Genomic DNA, 21,989 nt, shown 5'->3' on the forward strand with positions numbered 1-21,989 from the left:
ACATCCATTCAGTTCGCCCGCAGCTCGGCCGGGAAGCTGTCGCGCAGCGCCTGCTTGGCGGCTGCGATCCCGTCGGCGTAGGGCAGTGTTTCGGGCATCGTTTCAGACCGGAGCGCGGACAGATAGCCCGGCACCTGATCGGGGTCCAGCGGCGCGCCCAGAAGGCGGCCGATGGCGGCGGCGTAGTCGATGAACTTGAGCGTGGGCGTCGCGTGCGCCCCGATGGGGGTGAGCCAGTGGTTGGCGATCCCCAGCGCGTCGGCGACGATCAGGCCGTGCAGCGACGAGGACAGGACAAACCCGCACGCCGCGATCCGCCGCACGACCGACAGCGCGTCGGTGGTGCGCGGGTCGATCAGGTCGACCCGCGGGTCGCGGGCAAGGTCCTGCATCTCGGGCGTGTCCACGAGCCGCCAGTGCGGGACAAGGCCGATCCGGTCGGTCCGTTCGGGGCGTTCATCCAGCAGCTCGTCAGCGAAAAGGCCGGGATCGCCGAAGGGCAGGGCGGGTGCCTGATCCGTCAGCGCGGCGGTCATGGGGCCGCGCAGAGCCACGACCTCGATCCGCGACATGAAAGGCGAGGGGCGGGGCGACAGGATCCCGCTGCCCCACATGAAGGGGCGATGACCGTTCGGCTCGGCCTGCGCAAAGCGGTCGCCGATCAGGCTAATGACCGATCCGACGGCGAACAGGTCGCATTCGACCGGGCCGGACCAGACGGCCGGGCGGCCGCTGACATGGGCCACCACGTCGCGGGACAGGGCGTCGCCGAAGTTCTCGCCGCGCCAGTGAAAGACCTTGATCGGCTTCACCACTTCGTCCCGCACGATGCCGTCACCCCGCCTCGGCGATCGTGACCGCCGTGCCGGAGGCCGACACCATCAGCATGCTGTGGATCACCTCATAGTCCAGGTCTACGCCGACGACGGCGTTTGCGCCCTTCGCCCGCGCGCGATTGATCATCTCGCCGATTGCAGTGTCGCGAGCCTCGGAGAGAGACCGCTCGTAGGCAGCAGACCGGCCGCCCACGATGTCGCGAATGCCCGCAAACACGTCGCGGAAGATGTTTGCGCCAAGGATGGTCTCGCCCGTGACGATGCCGTGATAAGAAGAAATGCTCCGGCCCTCGACGTGCGATGTGGTTGTAACAACGAAAGCGGAGGTGGCGGCCTTCGCCGTAAGCTGAGCCTCTTTCGCACGGATATTGCCGTAGTGACTTCCGGTAATGGTCACCGTTTCGAGCCGATCAGTGAAAATATCGCCATTCACTGCCCCAGATACCGTCAGCAGGTAAGGCCCTGCCAAGACGTTGCCGTTCACCACGCCAGCAATGTCGGTATCTTGGCTGAGGGAATACGATCCTTGATGGAGGCCGGAAAGAACCTTAGCCATTACCCCACCGATCCTTCCAGGCTGATCGCGACGAGGCTCTGCGCCTCCATCGCGAACTCCATCGGCAGGGCCTGCAGCACCTCGCGGCAGAAGCCGTTGACGACGAGCGCGACCGCCTCTTCCTCGTCCATGCCGCGCTGGCGGCAGTAGAAGAGCTGGTCGTCGTCCACCTTGCTGGTCGTCGCCTCGTGTTCCACGCGGGACGAGGTGTTCTTGACCTCGATATAAGGAACCGTGTGCGCGCCGCACTGGTCGCCGATCAGCAGGCTGTCGCACTGGGTATAGTTGCGGCTGTTGAGCGCGCGCGGGTGCATCGACACGAGCCCGCGATAGGTGTTCTGCGCGCGGCCCGCCGAGATCCCCTTGGACACGATGCGCGAGCGCGTGTTCTTGCCAAGGTGGACCATCTTGGTGCCGGTGTCGGCCTGCTGCATGTTGTTGGCGATGGCGATCGAATAGAACTCGCCCTGGCTTTCCTCGCCGCGCAGGATGCAGGACGGGTATTTCCAGGTGATCGCCGAGCCGGTTTCCACCTGCGTCCACATGACCTTGGCCCGCGCTTCGCGGCAGTCGGCGCGCTTGGTCACGAAGTTGTAGATGCCGCCCTTGCCTTCCTCGTCGCCAGGAAACCAGTTCTGGACGGTGGAATACTTCACCTCGGCGTCTTCCAGGATAACGATCTCGACCACCGCGGCGTGCAACTGCGCGGTGTCGCGCTTGGGCGCGGTGCAGCCCTCAAGGTAGCTGACGTAGCTGCCCCTGTCGGCGACGATCAGCGTGCGCTCGAACTGGCCGGTGTTTTCGGCGTTGATGCGGAAATAGGTCGACAGCTCCATCGGGCAGCGGACGCCCGGCGGGATGTAGACGAACGAGCCGTCGGAAAACACCGCGCTGTTCAGCGTCGCAAAGAAGTTGTCGGACGCCGGCACCACCGAGCCCAGGTATTTCTTCACCAGCTCGGGATGTTCGCGGATCGCCTCGGAGATCGAGCAGAAGATCACGCCGGCCTTCGCGAGTTCATCCTTGAACGTGGTGCCCACGCTGACGCTGTCGAAGACGGCGTCCACGGCCACGCGGCGTTCGTCGCCGGGGCGCTGGATGGGCGAGGCGTCGGCGCCTTCGACGCCCGCAAGGATCGCCTGTTCCTTCAGCGGGATCCCCAGCTTGGCATAGGTCGCCAGCAGCTTCGGATCGACCTCGTCCAGCGACTTCGGCTTGACCGCCATGCTTTTCGGCCGGGCGTAGTAGAACTGGTCCTGATAGTCGATGTGGGGATAGTTCAGCATCGCCCAGCGGGGCTCGGTCATGCCCTGCCAGCGGCGGAACGCATCCAGCCGCCAGTCGGTCATCCACTCCGGCTCGCCGTTCTTTTCCGAGATCAGGCGGACGATGTCCTCGTTGATGCCCTTGGGGGCATACTCCATCTCGATCTCGGTGTCCCAGCCGTATTTGTAGGACCCCATGTTCGCGACGGTCTCGACCGTCTCGCGGTCCACGCCTTCGCGGACTTCCAGTTCGGTTGCGTCGAGTGCGGCCATCAACCTGTCTTTCCCTGCTTGCTTCGCCAGCGCGACCGGGCGGTAAGCCAGGCGTCGGCGAAGCGGTCCAATTCCTCTGCGGTCGTGGCCCGGCCGAACGACACGCGCAGCGCGCATGCGGCATCCGCCTCGGGCACGCCCATCGCGCGCAGCACGCCGCTTGGCCTGACCTTCCCGGACGAACAGGCGGATCCGGCCGAAACGGCAAAGCCCGCCAGGTCCATCTGCATCACCTGCGTCTCGCCCTTCCACCCCGGCGTCAGGATGGACAGCGTCTGCGGCAACCTGCGGGACGCGCGCCCGGGATACATAGTGTTTTCGTCATCAATATCCAGAGCGTTCTGCAGACGGTCCCGCAGTTCGGCCTGTTTTTCGGCCGATCCCGCCGCAAGGTCGTCCTGCGCGGCCGTCGCCGCGGCGGCGAAGCCCGCGATGCCGATCAGGTTCTCGGTCCCCGCGCGGCGGCCCTGTTCCTGCCCACCGCCGCGGATGCGCGCCTGAACGTCCGTGCCCTTCCTGACGATCAGCGCGCCGATCCCCTTGGGACCGCCCAGCTTGTGGGCGCTGACGAACCCCGCCTCGATCCCCAGCCAGTCGAAGGCGAAGGGCACCTTGCCGAAGGCCTGCGTCATGTCGCTGACGGCAAGCCCCTCGGGCAAGTCCTGCAGCACGCCGGTTTCGCTGTTGGCCATCTGCAGCGCCGTGCGCGAAGGGTCGGGCACGGCGACCCGGCCGCCCTCGTCGGCGGGCAGGCTGTCGTCGGACCACGCCCGCACGGCGTCATGCTCGATCGCCGACGACGCAAGCCCGCGTCCCGCCATCACCAGCGCCGCCGCCTCGGTCGCGCCCGAGGTGAAGATCACGTCCGCCGCCTGCGCGCCCGCCGCCTGCGCCACCGCCTCGCGCGCGCGTTCCAGCAGCATCTTGGCCGCGCGCCCCTCGGCATGGACGCTGGACGGGTTGCCGATCAGGTCCATCGCGTCCGCCATCGCCGCCCGCGCCTCGGGGCGCAGCGGCGCGGTGGCGTTCCAGTCGAGATAGACGCGGCTCACCTGACGCCCGCGTCCTGCAGCGCGTCGGCGATCCGCGCGGCGAGCCTGCGCGCGACTTCGGCCTTGGCCAGCCGCGGCCACGGCTCGGCGCCGGTTTCGGTGACCAGCGTGATCTCGTTCTCGGCCCCGCCCATGATCCCGGTCCCGTCGCTCACGTCGTTGGCGACGATCCAGTCGGCGTTCTTGCGCTGCCGTTTCGAGGTCGCGTTGGCGACCACGTCGTTCGTTTCGGCGGCGAACCCCACGACCAGCGCGGGCCGGCGCGCATCCGACGCGATCCAGGCGAGGATGTCCGGGTTTTCCGCCATCTCCAGCGCCGGCGGACGCCCGGAGCCGTCCTTTTTCATCTTGCGGTCCGATGCGTTCACGACCTGCCAGTCGGCCACCGCCGCGGCCATCACCGCCGCGTCGGCGGGCAGCGCGCGTTCCACCGCGTCGCGCATCTCGCGCGCCGTTTCAACGGCGATCACGTCCACTCGTTCGGGCGGGGGCACCGTCGCCGGGCCGGTGACGAAGCTCACCCGCGCGCCAAGGTCGCGCAGCGCCGCCGCCACCGCCGCCCCCTGCGCGCCCGAGGATCGGTTGGCGATGTAGCGCACCGGGTCGATCGGCTCATGGGTTGGGCCGGAGGTCACGATGACGTGGCGGCCTTTCAGCGGCTGCGGGGCAGGGGGCGTCACCAGCGTTTCGGGCGGCAGGCGCAGGGTGGCGGCGTCTGCGGGCAGGGACGGGCGCGCGGACAGCGCCGCGCCGATCGCGGCCACGATCGCGGCGGGCTCGGCCATCCGCCCCTCGCCCCATTCCCCGCAGGCCATTTCGCCCTCGTCCGGGCCGACGAACAGGATCCCGTCGCCGTCCAGCGTTGCCCGGTTCCGCCGCGTCGCCGCGTGGTCCCACATCCGCACGTTCATCGCGGGCGCGATCAGCACCCGCTTGTCGGTCGCCATCAACAGAGTCGAGGCAAGATCGTCCGCGTGGCCATGCGCCATCTTGGCCATCAGGTCGGCGGTGGCGGGCGCGACCACCACCATGTCGGCCGCGCGGGACAGCTGGATATGGCCCATCTCGGCCTCGCGCGTCAGGTCGAACAGGTCGGTGTGGCAGGGCGCGCCCGCCAGCGCCGACAGGGTCAGCGGGGTCACGAACTCCGCGCCCGCGCGCGTCAGCACCGGCGTCACCGCCGCGCCCGCCTTGCGGATCAGCCGCACCAGCTCGGGCGTCTTGTAGGCGGCGACCCCGCCCCCCACCACCAGCAAGATCCGCTTGCCCTGCATGTTCGTGCCCTTCGCTTGGTCGCTTGCCCGGAACCTAGGCGCGCCCGGCCCCATCGGCAAGGAAGCTGCCGTTAACCCGGCGTTAACGCAGGGCCATTAACCATTTTCCGGGCAGCAGGAGACGGGCATGGTCGCGATCGCCTTCACGGTGGCGTTCGAGGGGGTAGAGGCGCGGCTGGTCGAGGTGCAGGCCTCGGTCAGCCCGGGCCTGCCGTCGTTCGGGATCGTGGGCCTGCCGGACAAGGCGGTCAGCGAGGCGCGCGACCGCGTCCGCGCCGCCTTCAACGCCCTGTCGATCGCGATGCCCTCGCGGCGCGTCACTGTGAACCTGTCGCCCGCCGACCTGCCCAAGGAAGGGTCGCATTTCGACCTGCCGATCGCGCTTGCGGTGCTGGCCGCGCTCGACATCGTGCCGCTGGACGAACTGGCCGGGATCGTGTCGCTGGGCGAACTTGCGCTCGACGGGCGGCTGGTTCCGGTCGCGGGCGCGCTGCCCGCCGCGATGGCCGCGGCCGAGGATGACCGGACGCTGATCTGTCCCGCCGCCTGCGGGGCCGAGGCCGCGTGGGTCGCCTCGGTCCCCGTGCTGGCGCCCACGACGCTGAAGCAGGCGCTGGACCACCTGACGGGCCGCGCGCCCCTCGCCCGAGCGAAACCGGGCGAGGTCGCGGCCGCGCCGACCCTGCGCGACCTCGCCCATGTCCGCGGGCAGGAACGCGCCCGCCGGGCGCTGGAAATCGCTGCGGCCGGGCGCCACCACCTGCTGATGACCGGCCCGCCCGGCACCGGCAAGTCGATGCTCGCCGCCTGCCTGCCCGGCATCATGCCGCCCCTGAGCCCGGCCGAGGCGCTGGAAACCTCGATGATCCATTCGCTGGCGGGCGTGCTGGCCGACGGCGGCATCTCGCGCGAGGCGCCGTTCTGCGAGCCGCACCACACCGCGTCGATGGCGGCGATCGTCGGCGGTGGACGCGGCGCGAAGCCTGGGCAGATCAGCCTTGCCCATAACGGCGTCCTGTTCTTCGACGAGCTGCCCGAGTTCTCGCGCCCGGTCCTCGAAACCCTGCGCCAGCCGATCGAGACGGGCGAGGTCGTCGTCGCGCGCGCGAACGCGCATGTCCGCTACCCGTGCCGCTTCCTGCTGGTCGCGGCCGCCAACCCCTGCCGCTGCGGGCACCTGGCCGATGCGGCCCGCGCCTGCGCTAAGGCGCCGGTCTGCGGCACCGACTACATGGGCCGCATCTCGGGCCCGCTGATGGACCGCTTTGACCTGCGGATCGAGGTGCCGGCGGTGTCGGTCGCGGACCTCGAGCGCCCGGCGTCGGCGGAAGGATCGGCCGAGGTCGCGGCGCGGGTGGCCGCGGCGCGGGCGATCCAGTCCGAACGCTACGCCGCGCACCCGCAGATGCGCGTGAACGCCGACGCGTCCGGCGCGGTGCTGGACGAGATCGCCCGCCCCGATGCGGAGGGACGCGACCTGATCCACCGGGCGGCCGAACGCCTGGGCTTGACCGCGCGCGGCTATCACCGGGTCCTGCGGACGGCGCGCACCATCGCGGACCTGGACGGATCGCCCGACGTGCGCGCGCCACACCTGGCCGAGGCGCTGGGCTACCGGCTGAGCTATATGGGGATGTAGTGCCGCATGCTGCGGGATTTAGCGGGAGAACGAGAAGCTCAGCAACAAATCGCAAAGCTTTTCAGACAGTAACACGAGCTATCGGTGAAAACTGGCTGGGGCGGTAGGATTCGAACCTACGGTACACGGTACCAAAAACCGATGCCTTACCACTTGGCCACGCCCCAACAGTGCGGGGGTGTTTAGCCAAGCTGCCGGGGGGGTGCAAGGGGGTGTTCGGCGACTTCGACAAAAACCTCGCTGCTGGCGTGCGGTCGCGCAAGCGGGTAGGTGGCGGGGATGGAAACCTGGGATGTCGTCATACTCGGCGCGGGCGCGGCCGGGCTTTTCTGCGCGGGCGGGCTGGCCGGGGCGGGGCGGCGGGTGCTGGTTCTGGACCACGCGCGGCGGCCGGGCGAGAAGATACGGATCTCGGGCGGGGGGCGGTGCAACTTCACCAATCTGGCCACAACGCGCGAGCGGTTCCTGTCGGAGACGCCGCGGTTTTGCGCCTCGGCGCTGGCGGGCTATACGCCGCAGGACTTCGTGGCGCTGGTCGATCGCGCCGGGATCGCCTGGCATGAAAAGACGCTGGGGCAGCTTTTCTGCGATGGCAAGGCCGGGCAGGTGGTCGACATGCTGCTGGACCGCATGCGTGGGGCAGAGCTGCGCCTGAACACCGCGGTGTCGGGCGTGCGGCGGGTCGGTTCGGGGTTCGAGGTCCAGACGCCGGGCGGTCCGGTCGCGGCGCGGCAGGTGGTGGTTGCGACCGGCGGACGCTCGATCCCGAAGATGGGCGCGACGGGCGTGGGCTATGACATCGCCCGCGGGTTCGGCCTGCGGCTGGTCGATCAGCGCGCGGGCCTCGTGCCGCTGACCTTTGCCGAGCAGGACCTGGCGCGCACGAAGCCGCTTGCCGGTGTCGCGCTGCCGGCGCGGCTTGGCTGCGGCAAGACCGGCTTCGACGACGCGCTGCTGTTCACGCATCGCGGCCTGTCGGGGCCTGCGGTGCTGCAGATTTCGAGCTACTGGCGGCCGGGCGAGACGATCGTGGCCGACCTCGCGCCCGGTCAGGACGCCGCGGCACTGCTGCGGGGGATCAGGGGGCAAGGCGGGCGGATGCAGGTCGGGACGGCGCTTGCGCGGCTGCTGCCCGACCGGCTGGCCGACGCGCTGGTCGCCGATGAGGGGCTGGCGCAGGCGCGGCTTGCCGATCAGCCGAATGCCGTTCTGGACCGGCTGGGGGCGCGGGTGAACGCCTGGACGTTCCGGCCGGTCGGGTCCGAGGGGTGGCGGACGGCCGAAGTCACCGTCGGCGGGGTGGACTGCCGCGACCTCGACGGGCGCACGATGCAGGCGCGCGCGGTGCCGGGCCTCTACTTCGTGGGGGAGGTGGTGGACGTGACCGGCTGGCTCGGCGGCTACAACTTTCAATGGGCCTGGGCGTCCGCCCACGCGGCGGCCCGCGCGATCCTTGCCGCCTGAAAGGCGGAGTCCGAGAAGCGCACAGGCTGACCTCGTCGGCCTTCCACCGTCGCCCCCGGCAGCCTGCCGTGGTCAGCCCATCACCGGGTCGGCTTTCGCAAGCCGGTCGAACGCCATCAAGCTGTCGATGAGCCTCGGCATCCGCTCAAGGTGGATCATGTTCGGGCCGTCAGACGGCGCGCGGTCGGGATCCTCGTGCGTCTCGATGAAGACGCCGGCCACGCCCAGCGACACGGCCGCGCGGGCCATCACCGGTGCGAATTCGCGCTGGCCGCCCGAGGATCCGCCCATCCCGCCCGGTTGCTGGACCGAGTGCGTCGCGTCCATCACCACCGGATAGCCCGTCGCCGCCATGATCGGCAGCGCGCGCATGTCCGCGACCAGCGTGTTGTAGCCGAAGCTCGCCCCGCGCTCGGTCAGAAGGATGTTGCTGTTGCCGGTCGAGGCGACCTTGTCGGCCACGTTCGGCATGTCCCACGGCGCGAGGAACTGACCCTTCTTGACGTTGACGACCGCGCCCGTTCGCCCGGCCGCCAGCAAAAGGTCGGTCTGGCGGCTGAGGAAGGCGGGGATCTGGATGATGTCCGCGACGCGAGCGGCGGCGGTTGCCTGGGCCGCGTCGTGGACGTCGGTCAGCACCGGGCAGCCGATCCGGTCGCGCACCGCCTCGAGCATGGCGAGCCCCTCGTCCATGCCGACGCCGCGACGGCCCGACAGCGAGGTGCGGTTGGCCTTGTCGTAGCTGGCCTTGAACACGAAGCCCGCCCCGGCGCGCGCGCAGGCGGCGGCAAGCGGCTCTGCGATCGACAGCGCGTGGTCCAGCGTTTCCAGCTGGCACGGACCCGCGATCAGCACCAGCGGCAGGTCGTTGCCGAAGGTCACGCCGCGCGCCGCGACGTGCAATGGCGGTCGGGTCGCTGCAGGGTTCGACGCGGTGGTCTGGCCCGCCGTCACGACGACACCTGTTCGCGCAGGATCGACGCGGTCAGCGACAGCATCAGGTACAACGCCGCGAAGATCAGGAAGGCCACGATCGTGTTCTGGAACGCCTTGGGGTAGGTCGGCGTGTCGGCGGCGACCGGGGGCAGGGACATCGACAGGTAGCGGACCTGCTTGTTGGCCTCGAGCCGGGCCGATTCCATCTGCTCGGCGGCGCCCGCCAGCAGCGTCTGCCGGGTCTCGAGGTCGCTCTCGGCAATCCTGATCTCGCCCGAAATCGCGGCGAGCGAGGCGCGGTTGTCGGTGTCTTGCGTCAGCTGGCTGCGGGTCTCGGCGATCATCTGCTGCAGGCGCTCGATGTCGCCCTGAACGCCGACGACGCGGCTCTGGTTCGGCCGGGCGTTTGCCTGCAGCTGGCCAAGCTCCAGCCGCTTTTCGGTCAGCTCGCCCTCAAGCCGCGTGACCTGCGACATCACCGCCGATCCTTCCGCGACCGGGTCCAGCACGCCCATCTTCTGCTGCAGCGCCTGTACCCGATCCTGCGCTTCCAGCACCCGCGCCTCGGCATCCTGGTAGCTTTTGTCCGCGCCCTCCATCTGGTCGGCGCGCAGCCGGGCCGTCATCTGGTCCACCTGCCCCTCGGCATAGCCGATCAGCGCCAGCGTGAATTCTTGGCTGAGCTCGGGATCGGGCGAGATCACTTCCAGGTTGATAACGCCTTCGGTCGGGTCGTAGCCGATCTTCACCATGTCCTGGTAGATCTTGTAGGCGGCCTCGTTGCTGGCATCTTCGGGCAGGCGCAGGATCGGATCGACTGACGGGTCCTGGAAGGTGCGCTTGAAGCCCTTGTCCTCGTCCAGCCGCAGCATCGCGGCGCGCGAGTTGAGGTAGCTTTGCACCGACACGCTGTCGGGGTTGGTGGCAAGCTGGGTTCCGCTGAGCAGACCCCCGGCGCCGCCGACGCCGCCCGCATCGGCCTGCTGGATCAGGAACTGCGACTTGGTCGCGTAAAGGGGCGTCGCGACCGCGAAGTAGTAGATGCCGGCAAGGATCGTCGGCAGGACGACCATTACCGACAGCCGCGCGATCAGCATCCCGAGCCGGCGGCGACGGCGGCGGGCGAGGTCGCGCTGGATCTTCATGATCTCGATCGCGCGCCGGTCCTCGGTCATTTCCTCACGCGAGGGAAGCTGGGGCGGGACGATCGGGGCGAGGTCGCGCCGGCCGGTGCGGGCGGGCGCGGTCTGGGGCGCGAGGGCCGGGATGTTGGCGGCCGGGGCGTTGCGGGCGCGCGCGCCTTCCTGCGACAGGACCTGGCCCACGGACTCGCGGTGGAAGGGGTCGATGCCGCGCGCGCGCAGCTTGATGACCGCGTCGTGGTCAGACGCGACCTCGATCCCGTTCATGGCGGCGATGCGGGATGCCATGCGCAGCTGGCGCTGGGTGAGGTTTTCGGCCTTGACCGATGCGATCGTGTCGGCCGGGGGACTGGCGGGTGCGCCGGTGGCGGTCGGGGTGGCCGGGCCAGCGGGCTGGGCCGGCACCGATGCGGCGACGGTGCGCGCGGCGGCCGCAGCGGAACCGGGGAACGCCATGCCCTCGAACCCGTCCGAGGCGGGGGCGAACAACGCCTCGCCCGGTTGCTGGGCGGCCGGCTGCGCGGGTGGCCGGGGCGCGGGTCCCGCGGCGGCCGGTGCGCCCTTGGACCGTGCGGCGTCCGACGGCGCGGCGCGCAGGGGCGGTTCGCTGCGCCCATCCGCCCGGTCCGGGGCGCCGCGAGCGGGTTCTTGCGCGGCCTGCTGGGCGCGCGCGGTCTTGCCGCGCAGCAGTTCCACACGGACGCCGGCGGCGGGGTTGTCGGTCGGCTGCGGCGGCGCGGGGCGGTCGCCGCGGGCGCGGGCCAGCACGGATTCGTCGCGGCTCAGCCGGTAAAGACGGGCCTTAGGCGGAGTAGTCATAATATTGCTTTGCCTCGTCCAGCGTCTCGAACATGTAAAGCCGGCCATCGCGAAGCACGGCGGCCGAGCGGCAGAATTTCTCAAGCGTACCCGGCTGGTGGGACACGACCACGACCGTCGCGGTCTTGAGCCGGTCGAACAGCACGCTGCCCGCCTTGCGGTTGAAGTTCACGTCGGTGGTGGCCGGCATGCCCTCGTCGATCAGATAGATGTCGAACTCCAGCGCGAGAAGCAGCGAAAAGTTCAGCCGCGACCGCATACCCGCGCTGTAGGTCGATACCGGGCGGTCGAAGTATTCGCCGATGTCGCAGAGCCAGCGGCAGAACGCCTCGATATAGTCGGGGTCGAGGCCGTAGATGCGCGCGATGTAGCGCGCGTTCTCGTTTGCGGACAGCTTGCCCACCACGCCGCCCATGAAGCCCAGCGGGAACGACACGCGCGAGGTGCGCCGGATCGACCCCTCGTCGGGCTTTTCCAGCCCGCACATCATGTTGATGATCGTCGTCTTGCCGGTGCCGTTCGGGGCGAGGATGCCCAGCGAACGGCCCGGTTCCACCCGGAACGAGGCCTGGTCCAGGATCACCTTGCGCTGCGATCCGGTCCAGAAGGATTTCGAGACGTTGTCGAACTCGAGCATGACGATGCGGAAACCACGCGCCCCGGGCCGTGCGCCCCTTTCAACCCGGGGGACGAGCGGCGATGTTGAACGAACCCGGACGCGGCGCGGGCCGCGAAGCGTCTCGGCCTCGGTCGGGAACATAGGGCGGGGCTCGCGTCCTGTCCATCGCCGCAGGGTCGATGGTGAAAATGCGGGGTTTTTTGCGGCCGCGGCCGTGCCTATCTGGGGGCGATGATCCAGGACGACATCACCGCCTGCCGTCTGTGCGCCACGCGTTTCAGCCTGACCGCGACCGCCCACGCGCCGCGCCCCGTTGCGTGGTTCCGGCCCGGCGCGCGCGTGCTGGTTGCAAGCCAGGCGCCGGGGCTGCGGGTCCACGGGTCGGGCCGGCCCTTCACCGACGCGTCCGGGCGGCGGCTGCGCGACTGGATGGGGGTGGACGAGGACACGTTCTACGACCGCTCGCGGGTGGCGATCGTGCCGATGGCGTTCTGTTTTCCGGGCTACGACGCCAGGGGATCGGACCTGCCGCCGCCGCCCGTCTGCGCGGCCACATGGCGGGCGCGGGTGCTGGCCGACCTGCAGCCGCGCGTGACGCTGCTCATCGGCGGCCACGCGATGCGCTGGCATCTGGGCACGTCCGGCGTGACGAAAGCCGTGCAGTCGTGGCGCGATCATGCGCCGGCGGTGTTCCCCTTGCCTCACCCCTCCTGGCGCAATACCGGATGGATCAGACGCAACCCGTGGTTCGAGGCCGAGCTGCTGCCCGAACTGCGCCGCACGCTGGCAGAGCTGCTGTGACCCGACCGTCCGATCTCGACCGCCTGTGCGCGGTTCCGTTTCACATTGCGGACGACGCCACGCGCGCCGCCGTCCTGGGCCACCTGGCCGACGCCGAGCTGTTCGCGGCACTGGCAGAGGATCCGCGCGGCGACGTGGCCGACCTGATGCTGTTCGATATGGACGGCACCCGCGCGGCGCTGGCCTGCGACGACGCGGCCGAACTGGCGGCGTTCGTGGGCCGCCCCGTCGCCCACGCGGCGGTGCCCGGCCGCGTCCTTGCCGGTGCGCTCGCGGCCGAGGGGCGGGCGCTGATCGTCAATCCCGGACGCCCGTCCGAGATGCTGCTGGATGCCCACGCGCTCGGTTGGCTGGAACGCGCGCTCGCGCAGCGTCCGGGCGAGGGCGAGGCGCGTCCCGAAAGCCTGGGCGCGCCCGAGGCTCACGTCGTCGCGGCGCTTGCGGGTCCGCTTGCCGCGCGGCTGGCGCGGATGGGCGATCTGCTTTCCGGGGCCGCACTGGTGGGCGCGGTCTGGCCGGGCGGCGCGCGCGGGACGCTGCTGGCGATCGAGGGGGCGGTCGGCGACGAACAGCCCGCGATCGCCAAAGCGGTAGCCGAGCTGGTCGCGTTCCTGCCGCCGGTCGATGGCGGGGTGGACGTGACCTTTCAGCCGCTGCCCTTGCCGCCCGGCGCGCTGCGGCTGGAACTGACGCAGGCGCCCGCACCCGCGCCGGAACCGGCGCCGAAGCCCGACCTGCCGCCCAGGTTGCGCTGGTAGCCGCCGCTCAGTAGCCGCGCGCCCGGTCCACGAGGTGCAGAAGCGCGCGCCCGTCCATCGCCCGGCGCAGGTTCTCGGCCACCACGGGCGCTGCGGTCGAGGGGCGCGTCTCAGCAGCGATGTGGGGCGTCACGATGACCCGCGGGTGGGACCAGAAGGCGTGCGCGGGCGGCAGCGGCTCGGTCTGGAACACGTCCAGCACGGCCAGCCCGACCTGTCCGCGATCCAGCGCCGCCAGTAGGTCGGCCTCGACGATCAGCGTGCCGCGGCCGGGATTGATGAGCGTCGCGCCACGGGGCAGCAGCGCCAGCCGGTCTGCGTCCAGCAGTCCCCGCGTGGCGTCGGTGTCGGGCAGAAGCGAGATCAGGATCTCGGCCCGCGCCAGCGCCGCGCCAAGGTCGGCCCCGGCCAGCGCCGTCACGCCATCGACGGCGCGACCCGATGCCGACCAGCCCGCCACGTCGAAACCAAGGGCCGCGAGCGCCTGCGCCACCGCGCCCCCCAGCGCGCCGGTGCCCAGCACAGTCACCCGCCGCTCTGCCGCGAGCGGCGGCACAACGTCGTTGCGCCAGACGCCGTCCTGCGCGTAGCTGTCCATCACAAGATGCCCGCGCATGGCCCAGCCGACGCAGTATTCCACCATCCCCTGCCGCAGCCCCGGATCGACCATCCGGCACAGGGGCTGCGTGAGCGTCGGGTTGCCCACGATCCGCTCGACCCCCGCCCACAGGCTTTGCACGAGCCTTGCGCGGTTGAAGGGCGTGAAATCCAGGGCCGCGCCCCCCGCCGGAAAGCCGGGCGCGTAGATCAGGGCGTCGAAGCTGTCGGGCGCGCCGTCCTGAAGCAGCTCCATCTCCGGGCAGGCGGCGCGCAGGGGGCCGGACCAGCGGTCCCAGCCCTGCGCGGGCGCTGCGAACAGGACGCGCACGCGCTCAGCCCCTTGGACGGCTGACATGGGCGGACTGCACCATGCCGAACGCCATCAGCAGGATCATGAGCTGCGTCCCGCCATAGCTCACCAGTGGCAGCGGCACGCCCACCACAGGCATCAGCCCCATGACCATCGACATGTTCACCGCGAAATACAGAAAGAACGTGCCGCCCACGCCGACCGTCAGCAGGCTCGCGAAGCGGTCCCGGTTGGTCAGCGCGGAGTACAGGCAGAACGCGAGGATCAGGGCGTACAGCGTCAAAAGCGAGATGGTGCCGATGAAGCCGAACTCCTCGGCCAGGGTAGTGAAGATGAAGTCGGTGTGCTTTTCGGGCAGGAAGTTCAGCCGGCTTTGCGTGCCCTGCATGAACCCGCGTCCCGACCAGCCGCCCGATCCCAGCGCGATCTGCGCCTGGGTGATGTTGTAGCCCGCGCCCAGGGGGTCGCTTGCCGGGTCGATGAAGGTGTCGATCCGGCGGTACTGGTAGTCGTGCAGAAGCTGCCAGTCCGTCCCGCGGCTTTCAAGGACGGCAAAGACGAGCCCGCCGACCACCGCAAGGACGCCCGCGAAATACCACAGGCTGACGCCGGCCGCGAACATCATGATGCCGCCGCCCGCCACCAGCATCACCGAGGTGCCGAGGTCGGGCTGCTTCAGCACCAGCGCGGTGGGCAGCAGGATCAGCACCAACGGGATCAGTACCCATAGCGGCCGCGAGACGCGATCCATGTCGAGCCAGTCGTAATAGGCGGCCAGCACCAGGACGAGCGCGATCTTGGTCAGTTCAGACGGTTGCAGCTTGACCGGGCCGAGGTCCAGCCACCGCTGCGCGCCCATGCCGATGTGACCCACCAGGTCCACCGCCAGCAGCATGATGCAGCAGACGACATAGGCCGGGACCGAGATCGAGCGCCAGAACCAGATTGGCGCGAACGCGAGCGCGATCATGGCGACCATGCCGACCGCGAACCGCTCGATCTGCGGCTCGGCCCACATGTGCGGGCGCCCGCCCGACACGGAATACAGCATCAGGAACCCGGCCGAGGCCACCGCCGCCAGCAGGAACACCAAAGGCCAGTTCAGGTGCAGGATCTTGCGCCAGCCGGTTGGCGTCTGCGCCACCTTGTAGTCGAGATAGGTCATCAGGCGCGCACCCGTGCGGATTTGGGCGGCTCGGGCGTGTCGAGCCGCAGTTTCGCCCGCATCTCGACCACCGCGTCGCGCTGGCCGGGCGGATAGGCGTCAAGCGGCGGCAGCCCGCCCGCCAGGGCGAACAGAAGGATGTCTCGCGCGATCGGGGCCGCCACGGCCGAGCCGCCGCCGCCGTGTTCGACGACGACCGACACGGCATAGCGCGGCGCGTCCACCGGCGCGTAGCAGACGAACAGCGCGTGGTCGCGGCGCACCCAGGGCAGCTGGTCGTTCGAGATCACGCCCCGCGCGCGTTCCGCCGCGGTGATGTTGCGGACCTGGCTGGTGCCGGTCTTGCCCGCCATCCGCCACTCGGGCGCGAGAATCCGCGACTTGGCCGCCGTGCCGCGGTCGCCGTTCATCACCGCGTCCATCCCGCCCCGCGCGATCCGCAGGTTCATCGGATTGATGCCGAGATCGGGGAAATCCGGCGCGGGCTCGGCCACCCCGTCCACCGCGCGCACCAGCCGCGGCGCCACGGCAAGGCCGGTCGCCACCCGCGCGGTCATGATCGCCAACTGCAGGGGCGACGCCAGCACGTAGCCCTGACCGATCGAGGCATTGAGCGAATCGCCCACCTGCCATTCCTCTTCGTGCTTGGCGCGCTTCCACGCGCGGTCGGGCGCGATCCCCTCGGCCACCGCCGACATCGGCAGGTCGTGGCGTACCCCGATCCCCAGCTTCCGCGCCATCTCGGCGATCCGGTCGATCCCCACCCGCTGCGCGAGTTCGTAGAAGAACACGTCGCAGGAATGTTCCAAGCTCTGGACCGGGTCGATTGATCCGTGGCCGCCCCTGCTCCAGCAATGGAAGCGGCGGCCGGCGACCTGCAGGTGCCCCGGGCAGTAGAAGCGCGAGCCGCCGTTGATGACGCCGGATTCCAGCCCCGCCAGCAGCGTGACCATCTTGAACGTCGAGCCGGGCGGATACAGCCCCTGCACGGTCTTGTCGGCGAGCGGGCGGTGGTCGTGGTTCATCAGCGTGCCGTAATCGGTGCTGGTGATGCCGCGGACGAACTTGTTCGGATCGAACACGGGCGAGGACGCGATCGTCAGCACGTCGCCCGTCTGCACGTCCAGAACGACGGCGGCGGCGGATTCGCCCCCCAGCCGCTGGATCGCGAAGTTCTGCAACCCCGCGTCCAGCGTCATCTGGACGGTCGCGCCCTGCTCGCCCTCGATCCGGCTCAGCTCGCGCATCTCGCGTCCGGCGCTGTTTACCTCGACCCGGCGGGTGCCGGCCTTGCCGCGCAGGATGCCTTCAAGCTTCGCCTCGACGCCGACCTTGCCCAGCTGGAACTCGGGCAGCATCAGGACGGGGTCGGGGTTCTCGATCTTGGACAGGTCATAATCCGACACCGGGCCGACATAGCCCAGCACATGGGCGAAGTCGCCGCCGCGCGGATAGCCGCGCGACAGGCCGGATTCGGGCGTGACGCCCGGCAGCGCGGGCGCGTTGACGGCGATCGAAGCGAACTCGTCCCAGCTCAGCCGGTCCGCGACGCTGACGGGGGTGATCGCGCTGCGGCGGTCGATTTCGGCCATCAGCGCGGCGACCGAGCTGTCGGTCATGGGGATCAGGTGGCGCAGGCGCGCCATCACGGTGCTGACATCGCCCGCTTCCTCGCGGGTGATGGTCACGCGGTAATTCTGCTCGTTTCCGGCCAGCAGCACGCCGTGGCGGTCGTGGATCAGCCCGCGCGCGGGCGGCAACAGCCGCAGCTTGATCGAGTTTCCGTCGCTCAGCAGCCGGAACTCGTCCGCGCGGTCCAGCTGCATTGACTTGAGCCGCCAGCCCAGCGTGCCCACGACGGCGGCCTGGATCGCGCCCAGCATCAGCCCCCGCCGGCTGACCGACCGGGCGCTTTCGACGACATCCTTGGGTGATTTCCGCATCTATCGCCGTCCCGGACCCGTTCAGAACCTTGAATCCTGCAACTCGCCCGGCCGGGCCGGGCGCAGGCCCAGAAGCCAGCGCGCCGCGACCATGACCAGCGGGTAGGCGGCGACGGTTGCGATGACGTGCAGCAGCGCCTGTCCAAGCGGCGGGCGCGGCGCGGCCGCGTCGGTCACGAAGAACGCCGCCTGCACCAGCCTGTCGGCCATCATCATCCCCAGCACCAGCATTCCGACCCTGAGCCATTCAAGCAGAAACGGCTGCTCGCGCCAACGCTGTTCGCGCAGCCGCGCGGCCTCGGACCCCACCACCACCACGGCGGCCCAAAGCCCCGGCGGCCTGAGCATCAGCAGCCCCTCGATCAGGAACACGGCGGCGATCACCAGCACCGGCACCTGCTCGGGGCGGCGCAGGACCCATGCGATGGTCAGGCACAGCAGCACGTCCGGTCCCGGCATCGCGACCCGGCCCGGCGACAGCGGCAGCAGCCGCACGAACAGGATCGCAAAGGCCACGACGACATAGACGGTCATCCCGGTCATCTGCCGGCGGCGGGCGGGGTCGATCATCGCGGCCTCAATCCGTCGCGGCGGGCGCGCGGTCCGCGTTCGGGGCAGGAGCCTCGGGAACCGGGACGGCGGGAGCGGGCAGGTCAACGGCCAGCGCGGGCCGGGGCGGCATCGGCGGGCCGATGAAGTCGTCGGGCGGCGGCGGGATCAGCGTGCCCGCATCCGACAGCTGTTCGGCGGGATGACTTCGCAGCACGCGCAGGAACTCGAGCCGGCCGTAGTCGGCGGCCATCCGCACCCGCATCCGCCCGTCCGACGCCAGCACCGCCTGCCCGACGACCAGCCCGGACGGGAACACGCCCCCGTCGCCGGACGAGATCACCCGGTCGCCCGGCCGCACATCGTCCGCGCTTTCGATGAAGTCGAGGACCGGCAGCGCGGTGTTGTCGCCCGCCAGAAGCGCGTGCTGGCCCGAGGGCTGGACCGTGACCGGCAGGCGCGAACTGGGGTCGGTCAGCAGCATGACGCGGCTGGTGGTCGGGCCCACGCCCGCGATCCGCCCGACGAGTCCAAGCCCGTCCATCGTGGCCCAGCCGTCCAATACTCCGTCGCGCGCGCCGACGTTCAGAAGCACCGACTGCCGGAACGCGCTGCCGCTGTCGGTCATCACCACGCCCGACACGCTGGTCAGCGCCGGGTCGATCCGCACGTTGTTCTGCGCCAGCAGCTTGGCGTTTTCCTGTTCCAGCTGGACCGCGGCTTCTTTCCAGGCCGACATGCGCTGCAATTCGCGCCGCAATTCCTGGTTCTGCTCGTAGATGCGGGCGTAGGACTGGAAGCCGCCGATCATCTGGCTGACCTTGGTCACCGGCCGCATCGCCCAGCCGAAGCCCGGCACGGTGCGGTCGATGAACATCGCCCGCATGCGTTCGGCCCGCGGCCCGTCGATGCGCCAGAACAGGAACAGCGCGAACAGGGTGAGGATCAGGACGGCGATCAGGACCCGGCGCGCCGGGGCCACGAAATCATAGCCCTTGCGCGCCATGAGACCGGCCTCAGCTGTCGTAGTCGATCACGTGGCGCAGCTGCTTTTCATATTCCAGCGCCTTGCCGGTCCCAAGCGCCACGCAGTTCATCGGCTGGTCCGCGATCGAGATCGAAAGCCCGGTCTGCTCGCGCAGCGCAAGGTCCATCTCGCCCAGCATCGCGCCGCCGCCCGACAGCATGACGCCACGGTCGACGATGTCGGCGGCAAGGTCCGGGGGCGTCGCTTCCAGCGCGATCATCACCGCCTCGCAGATCTGCTGCACCGGCTCGACCAGCGCCTCGGCGACCATGGCCTGGGTGATCTCGATTTCCTTCGGCACGCCGTTCAGAAGGTCGCGGCCGCGCACCAGCATCGTGGCGCCCCGCCCGTCGTCGGGCATCCGCGCGGTGCCGATCGACATCTTCACCTTCTCGGCAGTCTGTTCGCCGATCAGCAGGTTGTGGTGGCGGCGCAGGTAGCTGACGATCGCGTCGTCCATCCGGTCACCGCCGATCCGCACGCTGCGGGCATAGACCACGTCGCCGAGCGACAGCACCGCGACCTCGGTCGTGCCGCCGCCGATATCGACGACCATGCTGCCGGTGGGTTCGGTGATCGGCATCCCCGACCCGATCGCGGCGGCGATCGGCTCGGCGATCAGCGCGGCCTTGCGGGCCCCGGCCGACAGGACCGACTGCCGGATCGCCCGCTTTTCGACCGGGGTCGCGCCGTGCGGCACGCACACGATGACCTTGGGCTTGGAAAAGGTCGTGCGCCTGAACACCTTGCGGATGAAATGCTTGATCATCTCTTCGGCGCTGTCGAAATCCGCGATGACGCCGTCGCGCATGGGCCGGATCGCCTCGATCGAGCCGGGGGTGCGGCCCAGCATCAGCTTGGCGTCCTCGCCCACGGCCAGCACCTGCTTCTTGCCGTCCTTGACGTGGTAGGCGACCACCGACGGCTCGTTCAGGATGATGCCCTTGCCCTTGACATAGATCAGCGTGTTCGCCGTGCCGAGGTCGATCGCGATGTCCGTTGCGAACAGCCCGCCAAATGCCATGTCAAACCCTCTCGCGCCCGTAGCTCGTTTTGTTCTGGTTATGGCCTGCGGCGTTCACCGTCAGGCGCCGCCCCCTATAGGCGTTGCGGCCGCGCGGCGAAAGCCTGTTTGCGCGGTGGCGGGATGGTTCCGCCGACGGCTGCGCGCCCACTCGCGATGTGGCGCGTCCGCAACAGGGCGGGACCAGGGGCCCGCCCTGCGCCGGCGTTACGAATACATCGTGACCGAACGAACGTCGTTGTCGGGGGCGGTCTTCTGGCGCCGCACCCGCAAGCGGTTCAGCGCGCCGACATAGGCCTTGACGCTGGCCAGCACCGTGTCGGTGTCGGCGGACTGGCCGGTGGTGATCCGGCCGTTCTCCTCAAGTCGCACGCTGACGGTCGCCTGCGCGTCGATGCCTTCGGTCACGGCGTGAACCTGGTACAGCTGCAGCGTGGCGTCGTGTTCGAACACCGCGTTCACGCAGGCGAAGGCCGCGTCCACCGGGCCGTCGCCCTGCCGTTCCACCGTCCGCTCGTCGTCGCCCACGACCATCGTGAGCGTGGCGGTCGCGGGCTCGCCGCCGCCGCACACCACACGCAGGTGCCGGACCTGAAGAAAGTCGCTGTCGGTGTTGGCCGCGCTGTCGTGCATCAGCGCGACGAGGTCGTCGTCGTAAACCTCCTTCTTGCGGTCGGCGAGCGCCTTGAACCGAACGAAGATGTCCTTGAGCTGGTTGTCACCCACCTCGAACCCGAGATCGCCCAGCTTCGCGCGCAGCGCCGCGCGGCCCGAATGCTTGCCCATCGCGATGTTGGCCTCGTTCAGGCCGATGTCGGCGGGGCGCATGATCTCGAACGTCTCGACGTTCTTGAGGACGCCGTCCTGGTGGATGCCCGATTCGTGCAGGAACGCGTTCTTGCCCACGATCGCCTTGTTGAACTGGACCGGAAAGCCCGACACGGTGCTGACGCGGCGCGAGATGCCCATGATCTTTGTCGTGTCGATGCGGGTCGTGAACGGCATGATGTCGTGGCGCACCTTGAGCGCCATCACGACCTCCTCCAGCGCGGTGTTGCCCGCGCGTTCGCCCAGGCCGTTGATCGTGCACTCGACCTGCCGCGCGCCCGCCTCGACAGCGGCGAGGCTGTTGGCCGTCGCCATCCCGAGGTCGTTGTGGCAATGGGTCGCGAACACGATCCCGTCTGCGCCCGGCACGCGGTCCAGCAGCATGCGGATCAGCGCGGCGGATTCGCGCGGCGCGGTGTAGCCCACGGTGTCGGGGATGTTGATCGTGGTGGCGCCCGCCCTGATCGCGATTTCCACGACTCGGCACAGATAGTCGTGTTCGGTCCGCGTGGCGTCCATCGGCGACCACTGCACATCCTCGCACAGGTTGCGGGCATGGGTCACCGTCTGGTGGATGCGGTCCGCCATCTGGTCCATGTCGAGGTTCGGGATCGCCCGGTGCAGCGGCGAGGTGCCGATGAAAGTGTGAATGCGCGCGCGCCTGGCGTGCCGCACGGCGTCCCACGCGCGGTCGATGTCGGGGATCTGGGCGCGGGCGAGGCCGCAGATCACCGCGTTCTGCGCGACCTTCGCGATCTCGCTGACGGCGGCGAAGTCGCCTTCGGATGCAATCGGGAAGCCCGCCTCGATGATGTCGACGCCCATCTCGTCCAGCATCTGGGCGATTTCCAGCTTTTCGGCGTGGGACATCGTGGCGCCGGGCGATTGCTCGCCGTCGCGCAGGGTGGTGTCGAAGATCAGGACGCGGTTGCGGTCGGACGTGGTGTTCGTAGTCGCGTTGTTTGGGGACGTGCTCATCAAAGTGCTGCCTTGCTGCTGCGGCATTCGGGCCGGGTTCGTGTCGGGGAAGCCGGGCGCTGACCTGCTGAGCGGCGGCCCGGGGACCCGCTCAGCGCAGCGTAAGAAGCAGCAGACCGCGGAGATGAACG

General features: G+C 69.7%; 19 protein-coding genes and 1 tRNA gene. 4 read left to right on the forward strand and 16 right to left on the reverse strand.

Features of this window, described 5'->3' with window-relative positions; all coding sequences use genetic code 11:
- Positions 1-8: 8 nt before the first annotated feature.
- The 5 genes from FNF32_RS03335 to FNF32_RS03355 form a co-directional block, all read right to left on the reverse strand.
- Entirely contained in the window at positions 9-812 is an 804-nt protein-coding gene (locus FNF32_RS03335; RefSeq protein WP_143796474.1) for a polysaccharide pyruvyl transferase family protein, read from the reverse strand.
- Positions 813-834: 22 nt separating this feature from the next.
- Complete coding sequence (locus FNF32_RS03340) at positions 835-1,203, reverse strand: heavy metal-binding domain-containing protein (RefSeq protein WP_246087679.1); 369 nt, start codon at positions 1,201-1,203, stop codon at positions 835-837.
- 188 nt (positions 1,204-1,391) lie between these two features.
- Positions 1,392-2,930: a Fe-S cluster assembly protein SufB gene (sufB, locus tag FNF32_RS03345; RefSeq protein ID WP_131675347.1), complete on the reverse strand. Its 1,539-nt coding sequence runs from the start codon at positions 2,928-2,930 to the stop codon at positions 1,392-1,394.
- On the reverse strand, positions 2,930-3,982 hold the full coding sequence (locus tag FNF32_RS03350; RefSeq protein WP_131675348.1) for a cysteine desulfurase family protein: 1,053 nt from the start codon (positions 3,980-3,982) through the stop codon (positions 2,930-2,932). Before FNF32_RS03350 ends, sufB begins: the two co-directional genes overlap by 1 nt.
- Positions 3,979-5,256 carry a bifunctional phosphopantothenoylcysteine decarboxylase/phosphopantothenate synthase gene (locus tag FNF32_RS03355; RefSeq protein WP_131675349.1) on the reverse strand — a complete coding sequence of 426 codons (1,278 nt, stop codon included), beginning with the start codon at positions 5,254-5,256 and terminating at the stop codon, positions 3,979-3,981. Before FNF32_RS03355 ends, FNF32_RS03350 begins: the two co-directional genes overlap by 4 nt.
- Before the next feature lie 127 nt (positions 5,257-5,383).
- On the opposite strand from FNF32_RS03355, the gene FNF32_RS03360 reads away from it, so the two are divergent.
- Positions 5,384-6,895 (forward strand): YifB family Mg chelatase-like AAA ATPase, encoded by a 1,512-nt coding sequence (locus FNF32_RS03360; protein ID WP_143796475.1) that lies wholly within the window; start codon positions 5,384-5,386, stop codon positions 6,893-6,895.
- Positions 6,896-6,987: 92 nt separating this feature from the next.
- Here FNF32_RS03360 and FNF32_RS03365 read toward each other — a convergent pair.
- Positions 6,988-7,062 (reverse strand) — tRNA-Gln (locus FNF32_RS03365).
- A gap of 112 nt (positions 7,063-7,174) precedes the next feature.
- Between FNF32_RS03365 and FNF32_RS03370 the strand changes: the two genes are divergently transcribed.
- Positions 7,175-8,359: a BaiN/RdsA family NAD(P)/FAD-dependent oxidoreductase gene (locus FNF32_RS03370; RefSeq protein WP_131675351.1), complete on the forward strand. Its 1,185-nt coding sequence runs from the start codon at positions 7,175-7,177 to the stop codon at positions 8,357-8,359.
- A gap of 72 nt (positions 8,360-8,431) precedes the next feature.
- Here the strand turns inward: FNF32_RS03370 and kdsA are convergent, their stop codons facing one another.
- From kdsA to FNF32_RS03385, 3 genes are read right to left on the reverse strand one after another with little or no spacing between them, the layout of a single operon-like run.
- Positions 8,432-9,262 carry a 3-deoxy-8-phosphooctulonate synthase gene (kdsA, locus tag FNF32_RS03375; protein ID WP_131675352.1) on the reverse strand — a complete coding sequence of 277 codons (831 nt, stop codon included), beginning with the start codon at positions 9,260-9,262 and terminating at the stop codon, positions 8,432-8,434.
- A 47-nt stretch (positions 9,263-9,309) separates the two neighbouring features.
- Positions 9,310-11,256: a KpsE/RkpR family capsule polysaccharide export protein gene (locus FNF32_RS03380; protein ID WP_143796476.1), complete on the reverse strand. Its 1,947-nt coding sequence runs from the start codon at positions 11,254-11,256 to the stop codon at positions 9,310-9,312.
- Positions 11,240-11,893 carry an ABC transporter ATP-binding protein gene (locus tag FNF32_RS03385; RefSeq protein WP_131673411.1) on the reverse strand — a complete coding sequence of 218 codons (654 nt, stop codon included), beginning with the start codon at positions 11,891-11,893 and terminating at the stop codon, positions 11,240-11,242. Before FNF32_RS03385 ends, FNF32_RS03380 begins: the two co-directional genes overlap by 17 nt.
- A gap of 213 nt (positions 11,894-12,106) precedes the next feature.
- Here FNF32_RS03385 and FNF32_RS03390 point away from each other — a divergent pair, with 213 nt between their 5' ends.
- Both FNF32_RS03390 and FNF32_RS03395 read left to right on the forward strand, forming a co-directional pair.
- Positions 12,107-12,676 (forward strand): uracil-DNA glycosylase family protein, encoded by a 570-nt coding sequence (locus FNF32_RS03390; RefSeq protein WP_131673402.1) that lies wholly within the window; start codon positions 12,107-12,109, stop codon positions 12,674-12,676.
- Positions 12,673-13,434 carry an SseB family protein gene (locus FNF32_RS03395; RefSeq protein WP_246087661.1) on the forward strand — a complete coding sequence of 254 codons (762 nt, stop codon included), beginning with the start codon at positions 12,673-12,675 and terminating at the stop codon, positions 13,432-13,434. Before FNF32_RS03390 ends, FNF32_RS03395 begins: the two co-directional genes overlap by 4 nt.
- 7 nt (positions 13,435-13,441) lie before the next feature.
- Here the strand turns inward: FNF32_RS03395 and FNF32_RS03400 are convergent, their stop codons facing one another.
- The 7 genes from FNF32_RS03400 to FNF32_RS03430 form a co-directional block, all read right to left on the reverse strand.
- The gene (locus FNF32_RS03400) at positions 13,442-14,362 is read right to left on the reverse strand and encodes a 2-hydroxyacid dehydrogenase (protein WP_246087662.1); all 921 of its coding nucleotides are present in this window, start codon (positions 14,360-14,362) and stop codon (positions 13,442-13,444) included.
- Between the two features lie 4 nt (positions 14,363-14,366).
- Positions 14,367-15,509 carry a rod shape-determining protein RodA gene (rodA, locus tag FNF32_RS03405; protein ID WP_131673399.1) on the reverse strand — a complete coding sequence of 381 codons (1,143 nt, stop codon included), beginning with the start codon at positions 15,507-15,509 and terminating at the stop codon, positions 14,367-14,369.
- Positions 15,509-17,452, reverse strand: coding sequence for a penicillin-binding protein 2 (gene mrdA / locus FNF32_RS03410; RefSeq protein ID WP_143796477.1), 1,944 nt, complete (start codon positions 17,450-17,452; stop codon positions 15,509-15,511). The genes rodA and mrdA overlap by 1 nt, the downstream gene beginning before the upstream one ends.
- Before the next feature lie 21 nt (positions 17,453-17,473).
- On the reverse strand, positions 17,474-18,022 hold the full coding sequence (locus FNF32_RS03415; protein ID WP_131673397.1) for a rod shape-determining protein MreD: 549 nt from the start codon (positions 18,020-18,022) through the stop codon (positions 17,474-17,476).
- Positions 18,023-18,029: 7 nt separating this feature from the next.
- Positions 18,030-19,007 carry a rod shape-determining protein MreC gene (gene mreC, locus FNF32_RS03420; protein WP_131673396.1) on the reverse strand — a complete coding sequence of 326 codons (978 nt, stop codon included), beginning with the start codon at positions 19,005-19,007 and terminating at the stop codon, positions 18,030-18,032.
- 10 nt (positions 19,008-19,017) lie between these two features.
- Entirely contained in the window at positions 19,018-20,052 is a 1,035-nt protein-coding gene (locus FNF32_RS03425; protein ID WP_131673395.1) for a rod shape-determining protein, read from the reverse strand.
- Between the two features lie 207 nt (positions 20,053-20,259).
- Positions 20,260-21,858 carry a 2-isopropylmalate synthase gene (locus FNF32_RS03430; RefSeq protein ID WP_131673394.1) on the reverse strand — a complete coding sequence of 533 codons (1,599 nt, stop codon included), beginning with the start codon at positions 21,856-21,858 and terminating at the stop codon, positions 20,260-20,262.
- Between the last annotated feature and the right edge of the window lie 131 nt (positions 21,859-21,989).

Source organism: Paracoccus marinus (genome assembly GCF_007018965.1).
In the GTDB taxonomy this organism is placed as follows: domain Bacteria; phylum Pseudomonadota; class Alphaproteobacteria; order Rhodobacterales; family Rhodobacteraceae; genus Paracoccus; species Paracoccus marinus.